Genomic DNA, 18801 nt, shown 5'->3' on the forward strand with positions numbered 1-18801 from the left:
GTGGGGCTTACCCGCCAGGCACGCACCGTCCTCAGCTGCCGGCGATCTTCAGGCGCTCGATCAGCACCGAGCCGATGGTCTTGCCGCCCATCGTGTAGGCATCGGCACCGACCGCGACGATCCGGCGCAGCATCTCGCCCAGGCTGCCGGCGATGGTGATCTCGTGCACCGGGTGCACGATGCGCCCGCCCTCGACCCAGTAGCCGGCCGCGCCGCGCGAGTAGTCGCCGGTCACGTAGTTGACGCCCTGCCCCATCAGCTCGGTGACGAACAGCCCGCGGCCGAGCTTGCGCAGCATCGCGTCGAGGTCGTCGCCGGGCGCCGTGAGCCGGCTCGTCAGCGTGAGGTTCTGCGAGCCGCCGGCGTGACCGGTCGTGTGCATGCCGAGCTTGCGCGCCGAGTAGCTCGACAGGAAATAGCCTTCGGCGCGCCCGCCGGCCACCACCTTGCGCGCGCGCGTGCGCACGCCCTCGTCGTCGAACGGTGCGCTGGCCTTGCCCTTGAGCAGGTGCGGTTGCTCGACGATGTCGACGTGGTCGGGAAACACCGGCTTGCCCAGGCAGTCGGCCAGGAAGGTGGCCTTGCGGTAGAGCGCGCCGCCGCTGGTGGCCTGCACGTAGGCACCGAGCAGACCCGCGGCCAGCGTCGACTCGAACAGCACCGGCACCTCGCAGGTGGCGATCTTGCGGCCCTTCAGCCGCGCCAGCGTGCGCTCGGCAGCGTAGCGGCCCACGGCCTCGGGGGACGCGAGCTCGGCGGCGTCCCGCATCGAGCTGTACCAGGCATCGCGCTGCATGTCGTTGCCCCGGCCGGCGATCGGAGCCACCGACAGCGAGTGCCTCGAACTGGCGTAGCCGCCGCGGAAACCGCGCGAGTTGCCGGCCATGAAGTGCGACTGCTGGACCGAGACGCCGCAGCCGTCAGAATTGGTGACGCGCCGGTCGGTCGCGAAGGCTGCGCCCTCGCAGCGCAAGGCCAGCTCGATGGCGCCGGCGGCGTCGATCGCCCAGGGGTGGTAGAGATCGAGATCGCGCGCCGCTTCCTCGGGCGTGGCCAGATCAGCCGCGTCGGGCAGGCCGGCGGCCGGGTCCTCGGCCGTGAAGCGGGCGATGTCGTAGGCGGCGCGCACCGTCTGCTCCAGCGCGGCGCGCGAGAAATCGGAGGTGCTGGCGTTGCCACGCCGCTGGCCCAGGTAGACGGTGACGCCGAGCGACTTGTCGCGGTTGCGCTCGACCGTCTCGACCTCGCCCTTGCGCACCGACACCGACAGGCCGGCGCCCTCGCTGACCTCGGCCGCCGCATCGCTGGCCCCGAGCCCGCGGGCCACCGCGAGCGCGTCGTCGATCAGTTGCTCGAACTGGGCTCGGCTATGGGCAAAACCTTCGGGGGTGCGGGACATGGCGGGACCTGGAAACTGCGGGGCTGTGCGGCCGCAGGGAGAGCCGGCGGCACGCAACTATGATAGCCAGCGCCCTGCGGCGTTCCCCCTTCCCTGATGCCTGCCACCGCTTGAACACCGAAACGAACGAACTGGACGACGACGATGCGTCCGAGCGCCCCAGCAAGACCGCGCTGAAGAAGGCCATGCACGAGCTGCAGGCCCTGGGCGAAGCACTGATGACGCTGCCCGACGCTCGCATCGACGCCATCGGCATCGACGAGTCGCTCCGCGAGGCGGTCCGAACCGCCCAGCGCACCAAGTCCCATGAAGGCCGCCGCCGCCAGATCCAGTACCTGGGCAAGCTGATGCGCCGGGCGCAGGATGCCGGCGGTATCGAGCCGATCCGCGAGGCGGTTGCCTCGTTCCAGCTCGGCCACGCCAAGGATGCGCTCGCATTGCACGAGGCCGAGCGCTGGCGCGCCGAACTGCTGGCCAGCGACGACGCCCTCACCCGCTGGACCGCCGCGCACCCGCGCAGCGACCTGCAGCAGCTGCGCAGCCTGATCCGCAGCGCGCGCAAGGAAGCCGTCCCCGCACTGCCGGACGGTGCTGCCCGCCACGGCCGGGCCTACCGCGAGCTGTTCCAGCAGCTGCGCGGCGCGCTCGCCGAGCCTGGCCGCGAAGAGGAGGAAAGCAATGACTGACGTACCCGCCGCGGGGTTCGACCCCGTCACGATCGGCCTCGTCTCGGTCAGCGACCGCGCCTCCAGCGGCGTCTACGCAGACCAGGGCATCCCGGCGCTCCAGGACTGGCTGAGCCGCGCGCTGAAGAACCCGGTCACCTGGGTCACACGCCTGATCCCGGACGAGCAGGAGGGCATCAGCGCCACGCTGCGCGAGCTGGTCGACGACGCGCACTGCGACCTGGTGCTGACCACTGGCGGCACCGGGCCGGCGCCGCGCGACGTGACGCCCGAGGCCACGCTGGCCGTCGCTCACAAGGAGATGCCGGGCTTCGGCGAGCAGATGCGGCAAATCTCGCTGCGCTTCGTGCCCACCGCGATCCTGTCGCGCCAGGTGGCGGTGATCCGCGGCCAGACGCTGATCATCAACCTGCCCGGGCAGCCCAAGGCGATTGCCGAGACGCTGCAGGGCCTGCCGGACGCGAGCCCGCCGGCGCACGGCATCTTCGCAGCCGTGCCCTACTGTGTCGACCTGATCGGCGGGCCCTACCTCGAGACGGAAGAGACGGTCTGCAAGGCCTTCCGGCCGAAATCGGCGCTGCGCGCGCCGCGCCCGGCGGCTGCCTGAACCGGCCGGCCGCCGCGCGTCAGCGCACCAGCTGGTTCAGCGCCGCCGCGTCGAAGTCCTCGCGGGTCTGCGCGTCGCTCGGGACGCAGTCGCCGGCGGCGCTGCGCCGCGACAGCGTCTCGACTGCCGCCCACAGCATGGCGATCTGGTGTTCGTGGCCCGAGGCGTTGTCGATCAGGCCTTTCATCGCCTGAGCCACCGGGTCGTCTCCCTGGCTCACGCCGTAGGCCGAGAAACCCATCTTCGCCGCCGCCGCCTCGCGCTGCACATCAACTGCGTCGTGCAGGATGCGCGCCGGGTTGCCGACCGCCGTGGCGCCCGCCGGCACCGGCTTGACGACCACCGCGCCCGAGCCGACCCGCGCCCCGTCGCCGACCAGGAAACCGCCAAGCACCTGCGAGTTGGCACCGACGATCACGCCCTTGCCCAACGTCGGGTGCCGCTTGGCGCCCTTGTAGAGCGAGGTGCCGCCGAGCGTCACGCCCTGGTAGATGGTGCAGTCGTCACCGATCTCGGCCGTCTCGCCGATCACCACGCCCATGCCGTGGTCGATGAAGACGCGCCGGCCGATCGTGGCACCCGGATGGATCTCGATGCCGGTGAGGAAGCGGCCCAGGTGCGACAGGAAGCGACCGAGCCAGTGCCAGCCGCGTGTCCAGCAGCCATGCGCCAGCCGGTGCACCGCGAGTGCATGCAGCCCCGGATAACAGGTCAGCACCTCGAAACCCGTGCGTGCGGCCGGGTCGCGCTCGAGGATGGTGGCAATGTCTTCGCGGAGGCGGCTGAACATGTCGTCGCTCTTCAGGTTGGGCCAGATCAGTGTAGCCAGCCGCCTTCCTGCCTGAGGCCGGCGGGGGCATCGCGGCGGCTCAGCGTTTCAACATCGAGGTGGCGATCCCGCGCAGCAGGTGCACCTCTTCCTCGGTCAGTTGGGCCCGGTTCAGCAGCTGGTTCACCCGCGGCAACAGCTTCTTCGGTGCCGCCGGATCGAGGTGGCCGATATGCACCAGCGCCCGCTGCCAGTGATCGAGCAGCCCCTGCACCGCCGCCGCGTCGGCCAGCGCCGGATCGGGCGTGCGGGGCGTGACGGGGTAGCCGCCGAGCGCCTGGCGCCAGTCGTAGGCGATCAGCTGCACCGCCTGCGCCAGGTTCAGCGAGCCGTAGTCGGCCGGCGTCGGGATGCTCAGGCAGCTGTGGCAGCGGTACACGTCCTCGTTCGACAGCCCATAGCGCTCGGAACCGAACACGAAGCCCACGCGCTGCCGCCCGGCGGCGAGCTCCGGGAACAACGCACGAGGCGCGTGGGTCCTGGGGCCGAAATCGCGTGGCGTCATCGCGGTGGCGCAGGCGTGGGTCACGCCCTCCAGGGCCTCGGAGAGCGTCGCGACGACGCGCGCCCGCACCAGGATGTCGGCCGCGCCGCTGGCCAGGGCCACCGTGTCCTCCTGCACCAGCACGTCGGCATGGCGGGGCGCCACCAGCACCAGGTCGGAGAAGCCCATCACCTTCATCGCCCGCGCCGCCGCGCCCACGTTGCCGGGATGGCTGGTGCCCACGAGGACGAAGCGGGTCGGATCGGCGGTCGACATCGGCGGGGGCGGCTAAAATTCGATTATCGGCGTGGCCCTCGCGGCCCGTCGCGCCGGCCGCGCTGCCCTCCCCGCCCGCCGGCCCCGCGCGTTCTTTGTCCCCCGCCAGTCCGCCTTTCCCTCTCCTGCCCCGTCAGCCGCGAGCGCCCGCCATGTCCCAGACCCTGCACCCCATGCTCAACACCGCCGTCAAGGCTGCACGCACCGCGGGGGCGCTGATCAACCGGGCCTCGCTGGACATCGAGCGCGTGACGGTGACGGCCAAGTCGCACAACGACTTCGTGACCGAGGTGGACCAGGCGGCCGAGGCGGCGATCATCGAGACGCTGCTCGGCGCCTACCCCGGCCACGGCATCCTCGCCGAGGAGACCGGGCGGACCCACGGCGCGAAGGACAGCGACTACCTCTGGATCATCGATCCGCTCGACGGCACCACCAACTTCATTCACGGCTTCCCGGTCTACGCGGTCTCGATCGCACTCGCCTTCCGCGGCCAGATCCAGCAGGCGGTGGTCTACGATCCCTCACGCAACGACCTGTTCTACGCCTCCAAGGGACGCGGCGCCTTCCTCAACGACAAGCGCCTGCGCGTCAGCAAGCGCAGCCGCCTGCTGGAGTCGCTGATCGGCACCGGCTTCCCGTTCCGCAAGGGCGACAACTTCAAGCGTTACTTGAAGATGTTCGAGGAGGTCATGCAGCACTGCGCCGGCCTGCGCCGCCCGGGTGCCGCCGCGCTGGACCTGTGCTACGTGGCCGCGGGCTGGTACGACGGCTTCTTCGAGACCGGGCTGAACCCCTGGGACATCGCGGCCGGCTCGCTGATCATCACCGAGGCCGGCGGCCTGATCGGCAATTTCACCGGCGAGTCCGACTTCCTCTACCAGCGCGAGATCGTCGCGGGCAACCCGAAGATCTATGCGCAGCTGGTGAGCATCCTCGCGCCCTACACCCGCATCATCAAGGACGACGACGCGGGCGCCACGGCCCCCGCTGCGGGCGCCGCAGCGGCGGCGCCGGACGCGACCGCCGCCTTCGTCGCGAGCGTCGAGGCCGATACACCGCCCGCCGCCACCGCGAAGAAGCCGCCGGTGCGCATCCGCAAGACCGACCTCGCCAAGGCCAAGGACAACGACGCCCCGTTCTGAGTCTTCGACGTTGCGTCGCCCCGTCCGCGAGCCCGCATGAGTGCCGACCCCGCCCGCGCCGAGTCCGGTCACACCCCCATGATGCAGCAGTACCTGCGCATCAAGGCCGAGCATCCCGACACGCTCGTGCTCTACCGCATGGGCGATTTCTACGAGCTGTTCTTCGACGACGCCCGCAAGGCGCACCGCCTGCTCGACATCACGCTCACCAGCCGCGGCCAGAGCGCCGGCGAGCCCGTCGTGATGGCCGGCGTGCCGGTGCACGCGCTCGAGAACTATCTCGGCAAGCTGGTCAAGCTTGGCGAGTCGGTCGCGATCGCCGAGCAGGTGGGCGACGTGGCGACTGCCAAGGGGCCGGTCGAGCGCAAGGTGGTGCGCGTCGTCACGCCGGGCACCGTGACCGACACCGAGCTGCTGTCGGAGCGCGTCGACACCCTGCTGCTGGCGGTGACGCGCCAGCGTGCGAGTTACGGCCTGGCCTGGCTGGGCCTGAGCAGCGGCACGCTGGGTCTCAGCGAATGCGGCGAGCGCGAACTCGCGGGCTGGCTGGCGCGCCTGGGCCCGGCCGAGGTGCTGGTCGACGACCGCGACGACGCGGCGCTGACGGCCGCGCTGTCCACCACTCGCACGGCGCTCACGCGGCGACCCGCGTGGCAGTTCGACACGGCGCTGGGCCGGCGCAAGCTGTGCGAACAACTGCGCGTTGCCAGTCTCGCCGGCTTCAATGCCGAGGACGTGTCCGCAGCCCACGCCGCCGCCGCGGCGCTGCTCAGCTACGCCGAGCACACCCAGGGCCGGGCGCTGGCCCATGTGGGTTCGCTGGCGGTGGAGCGCGCGAGCGATCTGCTGGAACTGCCGCCGGCCACGCACCGCAACCTCGAGCTGACGCAGACGCTGCGCGGCGAGGACGCGCCGACGCTGCTGTCGCTGCTCGACGTGTGTCGCACCGGCATGGGCTCGCGCGCCTTGCGCCACTGGCTCACGCACCCGGCGCGCGTGCGCACGGCGGCCCGCGCGCGCCATGAAGCGATCGGCGCGCTGATGGAACGTGGCGGCGAGGTGTTGCGCGAGGCGCTGCGCGGCGTCAGCGACGTCGAGCGCATCACCGCGCGCATCGCGCTGCGCCAGGTGCGTCCGCGCGAACTGACCGGACTGCGCGCCACGCTGCTGGCGCTGCCCGCGCTGCGCGACGGCGTGCCGCGCGACAGCGCGCTGCTGGCCGATCTGGCACAGCAGCTCTCGCCGCCCCCGGAGATCGCCGACCTGCTGCAGCGCGCCATCGCCGACGAGCCGGCGGTGCTGTTGCGCGACGGCGGCGTCATCGCAACGGGCCACGACGCCGCGCTCGACGAGCTGCGCGGCATTGCGCAGAACTGCGAAGCCTTCCTGCTGGACCTGGAGGCGCGCGAGCGCAACCGCACGGGCATCGCCAACCTGCGCGTGCAGTTCAATCGCGTGCACGGCTTCTACATCGAGGTCACGCAGGGCCAGGTCGACAAGGTGCCGGCCGACTACCAGCGCCGCCAGACGCTGAAGAACGCCGAGCGCTACATCACGCCGGAGCTGAAGGCCTTCGAAGACAAGGCGCTGTCGGCACAGGAGCGTGCTCTGGCGCGCGAGAAGCTGCTGTACGACGGCGTGCTCGATGCGCTGCAGCCGCAGCTGGCCGCGCTGGGCGCCGTGGCGCGCGCGCTGGCCAGTCTGGACGCGCTGGCCGCGCTGGCCGAGCGCGCGGCGGTGCTGAACTGGTGCTGCCCGGAGTTCGTGAGCCAGCCTTGCATCGAGATCGAGCAGGGCCGCCATCCGGTCGTCGAGGCGCGGCTGGCCGAGACCGGCGGCGGTAGCTTCATCCCCAACGACTGCCGGCTCGACGCCAACCGCCGCATGCTGGTGATCACCGGTCCCAACATGGGCGGCAAGTCGACTTTCATGCGCCAGGTGGCGCTGGTGGTGCTGCTCGCCGCGATGGGCTCCTACGTGCCGGCCGCAGCCTGCCGGCTTGGCCCGGTCGACGCCATCCACACCCGCATCGGCGCGGCCGACGACCTGGCGAACGCACAGTCGACCTTCATGCTCGAGATGACCGAGGCGGCGGCCATCGTCCACGGCGCCACCGAGCACTCGCTGGTGCTGATGGACGAGATCGGCCGCGGCACCTCCACGTTCGACGGCCTGGCGCTGGCCGGGGCGATCGCCAGCCAGCTGCACGACCGCAACCGCGCCTTCACGCTGTTCGCCACCCACTATTTCGAGCTGACCGCCTTCCCCGAGAAGCACCCGCGTGCGCTGAACGTGCACGTCAGCGCGGCAGAGTCGCACACCGGCCACGGCGACGACATCGTGTTCCTGCACGAGATCCAGCCCGGCCCGGCCAGCCGCAGCTACGGCGTGCAGGTGGCGCGGCTGGCCGGCATGCCGGCGCCGCTGTTGCGCCAGGCGCGCGCGACGCTGGAGGCGCTGGAGGCCCAGCAGGCGGCCAGCGCCTCGCAGATCGACCTGTTCGCCGCGCCCCCGCCCTCGCCGCCGCGCGAAGCCACCGAGCTCGAGCGGGCCCTGGCCGGCGTCGAACCCGATACATTGACCCCGCGGGAAGCGCTCGATGCGCTCTACCGCCTCAAATCGCTCCACGAGCGTTCCAAGGAAAACTGACATGACCTACTGCGTCGGCGTGCGGCTCAATGCCGGCCTCGTGTTCCTGTCCGACTCGCGCACCAACGCCGGGCTCGACCAGATCAGCACTTTCCGCAAGATGATGGTCTACGAGAAGCCCGGCGACCGCTTCATGGTGCTGCTGTCGGCCGGCAACCTGAGCATCAGCCAGTCGGTGCGCGAGATCCTGCAGGTCGAGAAGCTGGAGAACGGCGACAAGCCGCCGCTGACGATCTGGAACGCCACCAGCATGTTCGATGCGGTGCGCGTGCTCGGCAGCGCGGTGCGCCGCGTGCACGAGCAGGACGGCGCCTCGCTCAAGCGCGCCGGCATCGACTTCAACGCCTCGATGATCTTCGGCGGCCAGATCGGCGGCGAAGCGATGCGGCTGTTCCTCGTCTACTCGGCCGGCAACTTCATCGAGGCCACGCGCGAGACCTGCTACTTCCAGATCGGCGAGAGCAAGTACGGCAAGCCCATCCTCGACCGCATGATCACGCCGGCCACCAGCCTGGACGAGGCGGCGAAGTGCGCGCTGGTGTCGATGGACTCGACGCTGAAGTCCAACCTCTCCGTCGGTCTGCCGCTGGACCTGCTGGTCTACCAGGACGGCCGCTTCCAGACCGAGCAGATCGTCTGCATCGACGAGCACAACGAGTACTTCCGCATGATCCGCGGCAGTTGGGGCCAGAAGCTGCGCGCCGCCTTCGAGAGCATCGACGCGCCGCAGTGGGACAGCGGCGGCGCCGCGGCCCATCCGCTGCGCACCGGCCGCGAACGCTGCGAACCGATGCGCAAGATCACCCACCCGAACGAACGCATCGTCTGAGCATGGCGGGCGGACGCGGACGCTCGCGCGGCGCCATCGTCTTCTCGCACGCCAACGGCTTTCCGGCCGGCACCTACCGGCTGCTGTTCGAGCACTGGCGCGCAGCCGGCTACACGGTGCACGCGGTCGAGAAGTTCGGCCACCAGCCGGCCTACCCGGTGACCGGCAACTGGCCGCACCTGCGCGATGAACTGATCCACTTCGCCGAGTGGGCGCTCGTCGACGATGCGCCGGCCTGGTTCGTCGGCCACTCGCTGGGCGGCTTCCTCAGCGTGCTGGCTGCGGCCCGGCGGCCCGACCTGGCGCGCGGCGTGGTGCTGCTCGACTCGCCGATCATCGGCGGCTGGAAGGCACGCGCGCTGCAATTTGCCAAGGCAACCGGTCTCGGTGAACGCTACTCGCCGGCCGCCGTGTCGCGGCGGCGTCGCCAGCACTGGCCCAGTGACCAGGCGGCCTTCGAGCACTTCGCCACCAAGCCGGTGTTCGCCCGCTGGCACCCCGAGGTGCTGCGCGACTACGTCGCCGCCGGCACCGAACCGGCCGGCGCGGTGCGCGCGCTCAGTTTCCGGCGCGAGGTCGAGACCGAGATCTACCGGACCCTGCCGCACCATCTGCCGCACGTCCTGCGCAGCCATCCGCTCGGTTGCCCGGTCACCTTCATCGGCGGCACCGCGTCGGCCGAGGTGCGCCAGGTGGGCCTGCGCGCGACCGAGCGTCTCACCCAGGGGCGGGTGAGCTGGATCGAAGGCGGCCACCTGTTCCCGATGGAGCGTCCACTGGAGACCGCCGAGGCGGTGCTCATGCAGTTGCGCCGCCTGGCTCGCGCCCACCGCGCGACCGGCTGACGCCGAGACCGCCGGGCAGGCGGGCCCGGCCCGGCCCGGCCCGGCCGATATACTCTCGCTTTACCACCACGGCACTTTTGGAAACAACGTGCCGCATGTCATGACCAAGTTCGTCTTCGTCACCGGCGGTGTGGTGTCCTCCCTCGGCAAGGGCATCGCGTCGGCATCGCTCGCGGCCATCCTGGAATCGCGCGGCCTCAAGGTCACCCTGATCAAGCTCGACCCATATCTGAACGTCGATCCGGGCACGATGTCGCCGTTCCAGCACGGCGAGGTCTTCGTCACCGACGACGGTGCCGAGACCGACCTCGACCTCGGTCACTACGAGCGCTTCATCAGCACCCGCATGAAGCGCAGCAACAACTTCACGACCGGCCAGATCTACAAGTCGGTGCTCGAGAAGGAGCGCCGCGGCGACTACCTCGGCAAGACGGTGCAGGTGATCCCGCACGTCACCAACGAGATCCAGGAGTTCGTCAAGCGCGGCGCCAACGACGTCGACGTGGCGATCGTCGAGATCGGCGGAACGGTCGGCGACATCGAGTCGCTGCCCTTCCTGGAAGCGGTGCGCCAGATGGCGCTGCGTGCCGGCCCCAGCAACTCGGCCTTCGTGCACCTGACCTACGTGCCGTGGATCGCCGCGGCCGGCGAGCTCAAGACCAAGCCCACGCAGCACACCGTGCAGAAGATGCGCGAGATCGGCATCCAGCCCGACGCGCTGCTGTGCCGCGCCGACCGCGAGATCCCGGAGGACGAGCGCGACAAGATCTCGCTGTTCACCAACGTCGGCCTGCAGGGCGTGATCTCGATGTGGGACGTCGACACGATCTACAAGGTACCGCGCATGCTGCACGAGCAGCGCCTGGACGAGTTGATCTGCATGAAGCTGCAGTTGCTCACCAAATCGGCCGACCTGCGCCGCTGGGACCGCCTGGTGCACGAGGTGACTCACCCGCAGCACGAGGTGACGATCGCGATGTGCGGCAAGTACACCGACCTGTCGGACTCGTACAAGTCGCTCAACGAGGCGCTGCGCCACGCCGGCATCCACCATCACGCGCGGGTCAAGATCGAATACGTGGACTCGGAGCTGCTGAACGAATCCAACATCGACCAGTTGGCCGGTTATGACGCCATCCTGGTGCCAGGCGGCTTCGGCAAGCGCGGCGTGGAAGGCAAGATCCTCACCGCCCGCTACGCACGCGAGCACAAGATCCCCTACCTCGGCATCTGCCTGGGGATGCAGGTGGCGACCATCGAGGTGGCCCGCCACCTGGCCGGCCTGAAGGACGCCAACAGCACGGAGTTCGAACCCGCCACGCCGCACCCGGTGATCGCGCTGATCGACGAGTGGCAGGACGCCGACGGATCGGTCCAGAAGCGCGACGCCAACTCCGACCTGGGCGGCACCATGCGCCTGGGCGCCCAGAGTTCCGACGTGAAGCCCGGCACGCTGGCCCACCAGATCTACGGCCCGGTCGTGACCGAGCGCCACCGCCACCGCTACGAGGCCAACGAGCACTACCTCGACCGCCTGCAGCAGGCCGGACTGGTGATCAGCGCGATCACCCAGCGTGAGAAGCTGACCGAGATGGTCGAGCTGCCGCAGAGCGTGCACCCGTGGTACGTGGGCGTGCAGTTCCACCCCGAGTTCAAGTCCACGCCGTGGGCGGGACATCCGCTGTTCATCAGCTATGTCAAGGCCGCGCTGGCCCACCAGGCCGAGCGTGGCACGGCCTCGGGCGGATTGCAGAAGGTGGCGGCATGAGCATGATCGAGCCGACGTCGCTCGGAGGTTTGGCATGAAGCTGTGCGGCTTTGACGTCGGCCTCGACCGGCCGTTCTTCCTGATCTCCGGCCCCTGCGTGGTCGAGAGCGAGCAACTGCAGATGGACGTGGCCGGTCGCCTGAAGGAAATCACCGCGGCGCTCGGCATCCCCTTCATCTTCAAGTCCAGCTACGACAAGGCCAACCGCTCGTCCGGCACCTCGTTCCGCGGACCGGGCATGGAGAAGGGCCTGGAGATCCTGGCCAAGGTGCGCCGTGATCTGCAGGTGCCGGTGCTGACCGACGTGCACAGCGAGGCCGAGATCCCGGTCGTCGCGCAGCATGTCGACGTGCTTCAGACCCCCGCCTTCCTGTGCCGCCAGACCGACTTCATCCGGGCCGTGGCCCAGAGTGGCAAGCCGGTGAACATCAAGAAGGGCCAGTTCCTCGCCCCTGGCGACATGAAGAACGTGATCCAGAAGGCGCGCGACGCGGCACGCGAGAAGGGCCTGCCGGACGACGTGTTCATGGCCTGCGAGCGTGGCGCGAGCTTCGGCTACAACAACCTCGTGTCCGACATGCGCAGCCTGGCCATCATGCGCGAGACCGGCAGCCCGGTGGTCTTCGACGCGACCCACAGCGTGCAGCTGCCGGGCGGCCAGGGCACCAGCTCCGGCGGGCAGCGCGAGTTCGTGCCGGTGCTGTCGCGCGCGGCCATCGCGGTCGGCGTGGCGGGCGTCTTCATGGAAACCCACCCGGACCCGGCCAAGGCGCTGAGTGACGGCCCGAATGCGGTGCCGCTGAAGCACATGAAGGCCCTGCTCGAACAGCTGGTCAGCATCGACCGCGTGATCAAGGCACAGCCGCTGCTCGAGAACGATTTTTCCTGTTGATGTTGACCACCCCCGTTGCGGCGATGCCGCGCCCCCTCGAGGGGGCGACGCTGGCGGACCGGCGAAACCGGATCCGCGGCGTCCTCTCGTCGAGCACCTCTCTTCCTCTTTGAAAGTCATTCCATGAGTGCCATCGTTGACATCGTCGGGCGCGAGATCCTCGACAGCCGCGGCAACCCCACCGTCGAATGTGACGTGCTGCTCGAGAGCGGCGTGATGGGCCGCGCCGCAGTGCCGAGCGGCGCCTCCACCGGCTCGCGCGAGGCGATCGAGCTGCGCGACGGCGACAAGGGCCGCTACCTCGGCAAGGGCGTGCTGAAGGCCGTCGAGCACCTCAACACCGAGGTCTCGGAAGCCGTGCTGGGGCTCGACGCCTCCGAGCAGGCCTTCCTCGACAAGACGCTGATCGACCTGGACGGCACCGACAACAAGGCCCGCATCGGCGCCAACGCGACGCTGGCGGTCAGCATGGCCGTGGCGCGCGCGGCGGCCGAGGAATCGGGCCTGCCGCTGTACCGCTATTTCGGCGGCATGGGCGGCATGCAGCTGCCGGTGCCGATGATGAACGTGGTCAACGGCGGGGCGCATGCCAACAACAGCCTCGACCTGCAGGAGCTGATGATCATCCCGGTGGGCGCGCCGAGCTTCCGCGAGGCGGTGCGCTGGGGCGCGGAGACCTTCCACGCGCTGAAGAAGATCCTGCACGACAAGGGCATCAGCACCGCGGTGGGCGACGAAGGCGGCTTCGCGCCCAGCGTCGAGAACCACGAGGCCGCGATCCAGATGATCCTCGAGGCAATCGACAAGGCCGGCTACACCCCGGGCACGCAGATCGCGCTGGGCCTCGACTGCGCCGCCAGCGAGTTCTACAAGCCGGGCAAGAACGGCTCGCTGGTATACCAGCTCGACGGCGAGGGCGGCCTGTCGCTGTCGGCCCAGCAGTGGACCGACATGCTGGCCGGCTGGGTCGACAAGTACCCGATCATCAGCATCGAGGACGGCATGGCCGAAGGCGACTGGGCCGGCTGGGCCCACCTGACCGAGGTGCTGGGCAAGAAGGTGCAGCTGGTCGGCGACGACCTGTTCGTCACCAACACCAAGATCCTGCAGGAAGGCATCGACAAGGGCATCGCCAACTCGATCCTGATCAAGATCAACCAGATCGGCACGCTGACCGAGACCTTCGCCGCGATCGAGATGGCCAAGCGCGCCGGCTACACCGCCGTGATCTCGCACCGCTCGGGCGAGACCGAGGACAGCACCATCGCCGACATCGCGGTGGGCACCAACGCCGGCCAGATCAAGACCGGCTCGCTGTCGCGCAGCGACCGCATGGCCAAGTACAACCAGCTGCTGCGCATCGAGGAAGACCTGGGCGACGTGGCGGTCTATCCCGGCCGCGCCGCGTTCTACAACCTGCGCTGAGTCCCCGCTGCCTGCCGCGCCCGCCGCCGCCATGCGCCTGATCACCGTCGCGCTGGTCGCGTTGCTGGCCCTGGTCCACGCCGAGCTGTGGTTCGGCAAGGGCGGGGTCGGCCGGGTGGTCGGCCTGCAGGCGCAGCTGCGCGAGCAGCAGGCGAAGAACGACGTGGCGCAGACACGCAACGACCGGCTCTCGGCCGAGGTGCGCGACCTCAAGGAAGGCCTGGAGATGGTCGAGGAGAAGGCGCGCTCCGAGCTGGGCATGCTCAAGCCCGACGAGATCTACGTGCAGTACGCGCCGCGCCGCTAGGCCCGCGCCCGACTCTCTTTCGCCCCGATGCGCCGCCCGAGCGCATGCCTTGCGATGCTCACCTCGCTGATCGACTTCCTCAACGCACCGGCCTTCGTGCTCGGCCCGCTGGCCGCCAGCCGCGCCGAACTGGCCGGCGCGCTGCTGGGCGTCTGGATGGTGTGGTGCAACCTGCGCGTCGACCCGCTGGCCTGGCCGCTGGCGATCACCAGCTCGGCGCTCTACGGCCTGGTGTTCTGGGAGGCCCGGCTGTACGGCGACGCATCGCTGCAGCTGCTGTTCATCGCGGTCGCCTTCTGGGGCTGGTGGCAGTGGCTGTGCGGCACCCAGGCCGATGGCAGCGCGCTCGCAGTGCGCCACCTCGCCCCGCGCGGCCGGCTGCAGGCACTGCTGGCCTTCGCCCTGCTGTGGCCGGCCACCGCGTTGCTGCTGCGCCACGGCACCGACACCGACGTGCCCTGGTGGGACGCCTTCCCCACCGCCGGCAGCGTGGTGGGCCAGGTGCTGCTGGGCCGCAAGCTGGTGGAGAACTGGCCGGTGTGGATCGCCGTCAATGCCGTCGGCGTGAGCCTGTTCGCCTACAAGGGGCTGTGGCTCACCGTCGGGCTTTACGCGCTGTTCGCGCTGCTGGCGGCGATCGGCTGGCGCGCCTGGACCCGCAAGGCCGCGGCGATGAGCTCGGCATGAGGCGGCTTGCGGGGCGGTGCGCATGGGCCCGGTGATCGCGCTGGTCGGTGCCGAGAGCACCGGCAAGACCACGCTGGCCCATGCGCTGGCGCTGGAGCTCCGTTCGCTCGGCCGGCCGGCCACGCGGGTGGCCGAGTACCTGCGCGAGTTCTGCGACGCGCACGGCCGCACGCCGCGGCCCGAGGAACAGGCCGCCATCGCCGACGAGCAATGGCGTCGCATCGAGGCCGCCGCGCGGGACGGTCACATCGTGCTGGCCGACACCACGCCGCTGATGATCGCGGTCTACAGCGAGTTCGTGTTCGGCGACCGCAGTCTCTACCCCCTGGCGCTCGAGCGCCAGCGCCGCTGCGCCCACACGCTGCTGACCGGCCTCGACCTGGCCTGGCAGCCAGACGGCCTGCAGCGCGACGGCGCCCAGGTGCGCGGCCCGGTCGACCGCTTGGTCCGCGACGCGCTGGCCTCTGCCGTGCTGCCCTATTCGGTGGTCTATGGCGAAGGCTCGGCGCGCACGGCAGCCGCTGTGGCTGCGCTGCGCCCGCTGCTGCACCTGCCCGCCCAGGTGGCCCCCGCGCCCGACGGCCCGCGGCTGCGTGGCCGCTGCCGCGAATGCCTGCAGCCCGAATGCGAACATCTGTCGTCCGCGTCCGCGGCGAAGCGCCCATTGCCATGAGCGAACCCGATTCCTCTTCTCCTCCGGCCCACCCGCCCCGGCCGATCCGCAGCTTCGTGCTTCGCGCTGGCCGCATGGGCAGCGGGCAGACACGCGCCCTCGCCGAACTCGGCCCGCGCTTCGTGCTGCCGTTCCAGCGCGAGCCGCTCGACCCGCAGACCGTGTTCGGACGCCGCGCCCCGCGGGTGTTCGAGATCGGCTTCGGCATGGGCGACGCCACCGCGCAGATCGCCGCCGCCCGGCCCGACACCGATTTCATCGGCTGCGAGGTGCACACGCCGGGCGTCGGCGCCCTGCTCAAGCAAATCGGCGAGCGCGAACTGACGAACCTGCGCATCGTGCAGCACGACGCGGTCGAGGTGCTCGATCACATGATCGAACCCGGCTCGCTGGCCGGCATCCACCTGTTCTTCCCGGACCCCTGGCACAAGAAGAAGCACCACAAGCGCCGCCTGGTGCAACCCGCGTTCGTCGAGCGACTGGTGACGCGGCTCGCGCCGGGCGGCTACCTGCACTGCGCCACCGACTGGCAGCCCTATGCCGAGCAGATGCTCGAGGTGCTGGGAGCCGAGCCGGCGCTGCGCAACAGTGCCGACGGCTACGCGCCGCGGCCCGAGTACCGGCCGCTGACGAAGTTCGAGCAGCGCGGCCTGCGACTGGGCCACGGCGTCTGGGATCTGGTGTTCACCAAGCACCAGGGACGGAGCGCATCGAAGCAGTGCACTGCAACATCTTCGCCTTGATCCGCCCTCTGAGACCGCTTCGCAAACCTGAAGCGAGGCTGACGCCGGAACCCATGAATCGTCGACAGACACCGCTGAGCTTGAACAGCGTGAAGGCGTCGAAGCCAAACGTCCTTACCCAGCACCCGTTCATGGGGTGGTGACCCCTCCCCCTAACGCCTACTCTCTGCGAATCAGATAAAACCCGGCGAGCGCTCTGAAGCTGGCTCGGGTGTGCGGTTGCCACATCGGCACTGCATGGCCCCCAGGAGAGTTTCAGTGGATAAATTGTCAACCGTGCGCATGCTCATGACCAGTTGCGCGGCTGGTGCGCTTGCCGCGTGCGGTGGTGGCGGAGGTGATACTTCTTCATCGTCGGCGGTGGATAGTTCGGGTGGCGGATCCCCCCGTGCCCAAGCGGCCGCTGAACCCGTGGTGACCTGGACCCAGTGCGCCGTCGAGCTTCGGACCTGCAGCTTCACCGGGACGAAGCAGGTTCGCTATGGCTTCAACGGCACGTACGCCACCGGCACGTTCACCAACGGGGTCTTTTGCGACAACAGTGTCTTCGGTGACCCGCTTCCGGGCGCAGACAAAGTCTGCGACGTAGCGTCGGATGCTCCTGCTCCTGCTCCTGCTCCTGCTCCTGCTCCTGCTCCTGCTCCTGCTCCTGCTCCTGCTCCTGCTCCTGCTCCTGCTCCTGCTCCTGCTCCTGCTCCGGCCACCTGGACGTTTTGCGCCAACGAACGGACCACCTGCAGCTTCACGGGTTCGCGACTGGTGCGCTACGGCGCCAATAGCACCTTCGTCACCGGCACCTTCACCGGCGGCGTCGCATGCGACAACCGCATCTTTGGCGATCCTCTCCCGGGCGTCGAAAAGCATTGCGACCTGGCCCCTGCTCCGGCTCCGGCTCCGGCCCCTGCTCCGGCCCCTGCTCCGGCCCCTGCTCCGGCTCCGGCTCCGGCTCCGGCTCCTGCTCCTGCTCCTGCTCCTGCTCCGGCTCCTGCACCCGCTCCGGCCACCTGGACGTTCTGCGCCAACGAACGGACCACCTGCAGCTTCACGGGTTCGCGACTGGTGCGCTACGGCGCCAATAGCACCTTCGTCACCGGCACCTTCACCGGCGGCGTCGCATGCGACAACCGCATCTTTGGCGATCCTCTCCCGGGCGTCGAAAAGCATTGCGACCTGGCTCCGGCCCCTGCCCCTGCCCCTGCCCCTGCCCCTGCTCCGGCTCCGGCTCCGGCTCCTGCTCCTGCTCCGGCCCCGGCCCCGGCCCCGGCTCCGGCTCCGGCTCCTTCCCCACTGACGATGAACTGTGTAGAGGGTGCCGGTTACCAGTGCAGCGGTTCGGTGCTGATCAGGTCTGCGAACGGAGTGGCGCTCACAAGTTCCGGCGTCCAGGTCTATGGCCGATCCACCGGCGATGTGCTCAACCCCAGCAATCCGAACATTGCGACGGGATTGGCCTTGGCTTCCGGTGGTCTCGCGGAATTTCGATCGGCCAAGGACAGCAACGGCATCACGTTGTCCACGGCCATCCTGTTGAAGAACCTGAACATCTCGTGGGACGGTGTCACCGACCGCCCCCTGATCATCGAACTGTTTGACACCACCGCCGGCCGGGTCGAGTTGGGGTCCAACGGTGCGCTGGTCCGTTCAGCTTTACCGGTCAGTTCCAACCTGAGCTTCTACGACTACGCAACGAAGGGGAGAAACGGCACGCAACTCAACTACGCGAATAACCGGTACTTTCCGCGGTCCGCACCATCTCGCTGCGACCCTGGCGATCCATGCCGTACGACCGAAACGGCCGGACTGAACCGCACGGCCGGCAGTTGGCGCTCCGGTGGGACCCGACCCGATGTCGCAGGCGGGCAGCGGCTGCACGAGGACGGCGACATCCATGCTGGAAATGGCCTGCCAGACGCCAACGGAAACCCGACTTGGCTGCCGGGTGGAAACGGCTTCGGCGTGCCGTTCCCTGGCTCCAAGGGGGTTCGAGACGTGGTGCAGTGGAGCTACCGATACAGCAACATCGGCTACTGGGGAACACGCGACACGATTCACCTCGGAGGACAGTGGGCTGCCGGCAGCTTCTTCGAACACAACACGGAGCGCACTGGCATCGTGACGTTCGGTGAGGTGTCGGACTCGAACGGCATGCCGGTCACGGGGAGTACCAGCTACAACGGCTTCGTCTACGGGTCGTATGCCTCGAACGGTGTCGTCGATCGGGTGAACTTCAATTGCCGGGCCACCGTGACGGCGAACTTCGCCACCCGGGCCGTCGTAGTGAACGTCAACACGTGCGTCCAGGAAGGTTCCGGGACGTCCGTCCCGATCAGCTTCTCCTCCTCCACAACGATGGGCACCGTGGCCGCGGGTGAGTCGAACTACTCTACTGGGACCGTCAGCGGCACGCTCAGCGGAGGCTTGAGCGCTCGGTTCTTCGGGCCGGCCAATGTCGCCGGGACGAACGGCTCGGGGCCGCCGGAAGTGGGCGGTGCGTTCTCTCTCTCGAATTCGTCGGGAGCCGCAGTGGTCGCCGGGTTCATCGCCTTCAAGAACTGAG

General features: G+C 69.4%; 17 protein-coding genes. 14 read left to right on the top strand and 3 right to left on the bottom strand.

Going from position 1 to position 18801, the window contains the following annotated elements; translation table 11 throughout:
* Positions 1-31: 31 nt before the first annotated feature.
* Complete coding sequence (pmbA, locus tag MPE_RS14305; RefSeq protein WP_011830419.1) at positions 32-1399, bottom strand: metalloprotease PmbA; 1368 nt, start codon at positions 1397-1399, stop codon at positions 32-34.
* A 110-nt stretch (positions 1400-1509) separates the two neighbouring features.
* Here pmbA and yjgA point away from each other — a divergent pair, with 110 nt between their 5' ends.
* Both yjgA and mog read left to right on the top strand, forming a co-directional pair.
* Positions 1510-2085 carry a ribosome biogenesis factor YjgA gene (yjgA, locus tag MPE_RS14310; protein WP_237706326.1) on the top strand — a complete coding sequence of 192 codons (576 nt, stop codon included), beginning with the start codon at positions 1510-1512 and terminating at the stop codon, positions 2083-2085.
* The gene (gene mog, locus MPE_RS14315; protein ID WP_011830421.1) at positions 2078-2692 is read left to right on the top strand and encodes a molybdopterin adenylyltransferase; all 615 of its coding nucleotides are present in this window, start codon (positions 2078-2080) and stop codon (positions 2690-2692) included. Before yjgA ends, mog begins: the two co-directional genes overlap by 8 nt.
* Before the next feature lie 19 nt (positions 2693-2711).
* Here the strand turns inward: mog and cysE are convergent, their stop codons facing one another.
* Positions 2712-3482, bottom strand: coding sequence for a serine O-acetyltransferase (gene cysE / locus MPE_RS14320; RefSeq protein ID WP_011830422.1), 771 nt, complete (start codon positions 3480-3482; stop codon positions 2712-2714).
* Between the two features lie 79 nt (positions 3483-3561).
* Positions 3562-4281: an RNA methyltransferase gene (locus MPE_RS14325; RefSeq protein ID WP_011830423.1), complete on the bottom strand. Its 720-nt coding sequence runs from the start codon at positions 4279-4281 to the stop codon at positions 3562-3564.
* 152 nt (positions 4282-4433) lie between these two features.
* Here MPE_RS14325 and MPE_RS14330 point away from each other — a divergent pair, with 152 nt between their 5' ends.
* The 12 genes from MPE_RS14330 to MPE_RS23820 all read left to right on the top strand — a co-directional run bounded on the left by MPE_RS14330 (position 4434) and on the right by MPE_RS23820 (position 18800).
* Positions 4434-5426, top strand: a complete 993-nt coding sequence (locus tag MPE_RS14330) for an inositol monophosphatase family protein (protein WP_011830424.1) — start codon at positions 4434-4436, stop codon at positions 5424-5426.
* Positions 5427-5462: 36 nt separating this feature from the next.
* Complete coding sequence (gene mutS / locus MPE_RS14335) at positions 5463-8075, top strand: DNA mismatch repair protein MutS (RefSeq protein ID WP_011830425.1); 2613 nt, start codon at positions 5463-5465, stop codon at positions 8073-8075.
* A gap of 1 nt (position 8076) precedes the next feature.
* Positions 8077-8904 carry a proteasome-type protease gene (locus MPE_RS14340; protein ID WP_011830426.1) on the top strand — a complete coding sequence of 276 codons (828 nt, stop codon included), beginning with the start codon at positions 8077-8079 and terminating at the stop codon, positions 8902-8904.
* A gap of 2 nt (positions 8905-8906) precedes the next feature.
* Positions 8907-9749: an alpha/beta fold hydrolase gene (locus MPE_RS14345; RefSeq protein ID WP_011830427.1), complete on the top strand. Its 843-nt coding sequence runs from the start codon at positions 8907-8909 to the stop codon at positions 9747-9749.
* Between the two features lie 100 nt (positions 9750-9849).
* On the top strand, positions 9850-11517 hold the full coding sequence (gene pyrG / locus MPE_RS14350; RefSeq protein WP_011830428.1) for a CTP synthase: 1668 nt from the start codon (positions 9850-9852) through the stop codon (positions 11515-11517).
* Positions 11518-11551: 34 nt separating this feature from the next.
* A complete protein-coding gene (kdsA, locus tag MPE_RS14355; protein ID WP_011830429.1) occupies positions 11552-12409 on the top strand; it encodes a 3-deoxy-8-phosphooctulonate synthase in 858 nt (285 codons plus the stop codon).
* 123 nt (positions 12410-12532) lie between these two features.
* On the top strand, positions 12533-13834 hold the full coding sequence (eno, locus tag MPE_RS14360) for a phosphopyruvate hydratase (protein ID WP_011830430.1): 1302 nt from the start codon (positions 12533-12535) through the stop codon (positions 13832-13834).
* 31 nt (positions 13835-13865) lie between these two features.
* Positions 13866-14141 carry a cell division protein FtsB gene (gene ftsB / locus MPE_RS14365; RefSeq protein WP_011830431.1) on the top strand — a complete coding sequence of 92 codons (276 nt, stop codon included), beginning with the start codon at positions 13866-13868 and terminating at the stop codon, positions 14139-14141.
* A 54-nt stretch (positions 14142-14195) separates the two neighbouring features.
* The gene (gene pnuC / locus MPE_RS14370) at positions 14196-14828 is read left to right on the top strand and encodes a nicotinamide riboside transporter PnuC (RefSeq protein WP_148210957.1); all 633 of its coding nucleotides are present in this window, start codon (positions 14196-14198) and stop codon (positions 14826-14828) included.
* A 22-nt stretch (positions 14829-14850) separates the two neighbouring features.
* On the top strand, positions 14851-15501 hold the full coding sequence (locus tag MPE_RS14375; protein ID WP_036232666.1) for an AAA family ATPase: 651 nt from the start codon (positions 14851-14853) through the stop codon (positions 15499-15501).
* Positions 15498-16244, top strand: a complete 747-nt coding sequence (gene trmB / locus MPE_RS14380; RefSeq protein WP_049820822.1) for a tRNA (guanosine(46)-N7)-methyltransferase TrmB — start codon at positions 15498-15500, stop codon at positions 16242-16244. Before MPE_RS14375 ends, trmB begins: the two co-directional genes overlap by 4 nt.
* Positions 16245-17579: 1335 nt before the next feature.
* Positions 17580-18800 carry a hypothetical protein gene (locus MPE_RS23820; RefSeq protein ID WP_158304621.1) on the top strand — a complete coding sequence of 407 codons (1221 nt, stop codon included), beginning with the start codon at positions 17580-17582 and terminating at the stop codon, positions 18798-18800.
* The last annotated feature ends 1 nt before the right edge of the window (position 18801 follow it).

It is taken from the genome of Methylibium petroleiphilum PM1, assembly GCF_000015725.1.
GTDB lineage: Bacteria > Pseudomonadota > Gammaproteobacteria > Burkholderiales > Burkholderiaceae_C > Methylibium > Methylibium petroleiphilum.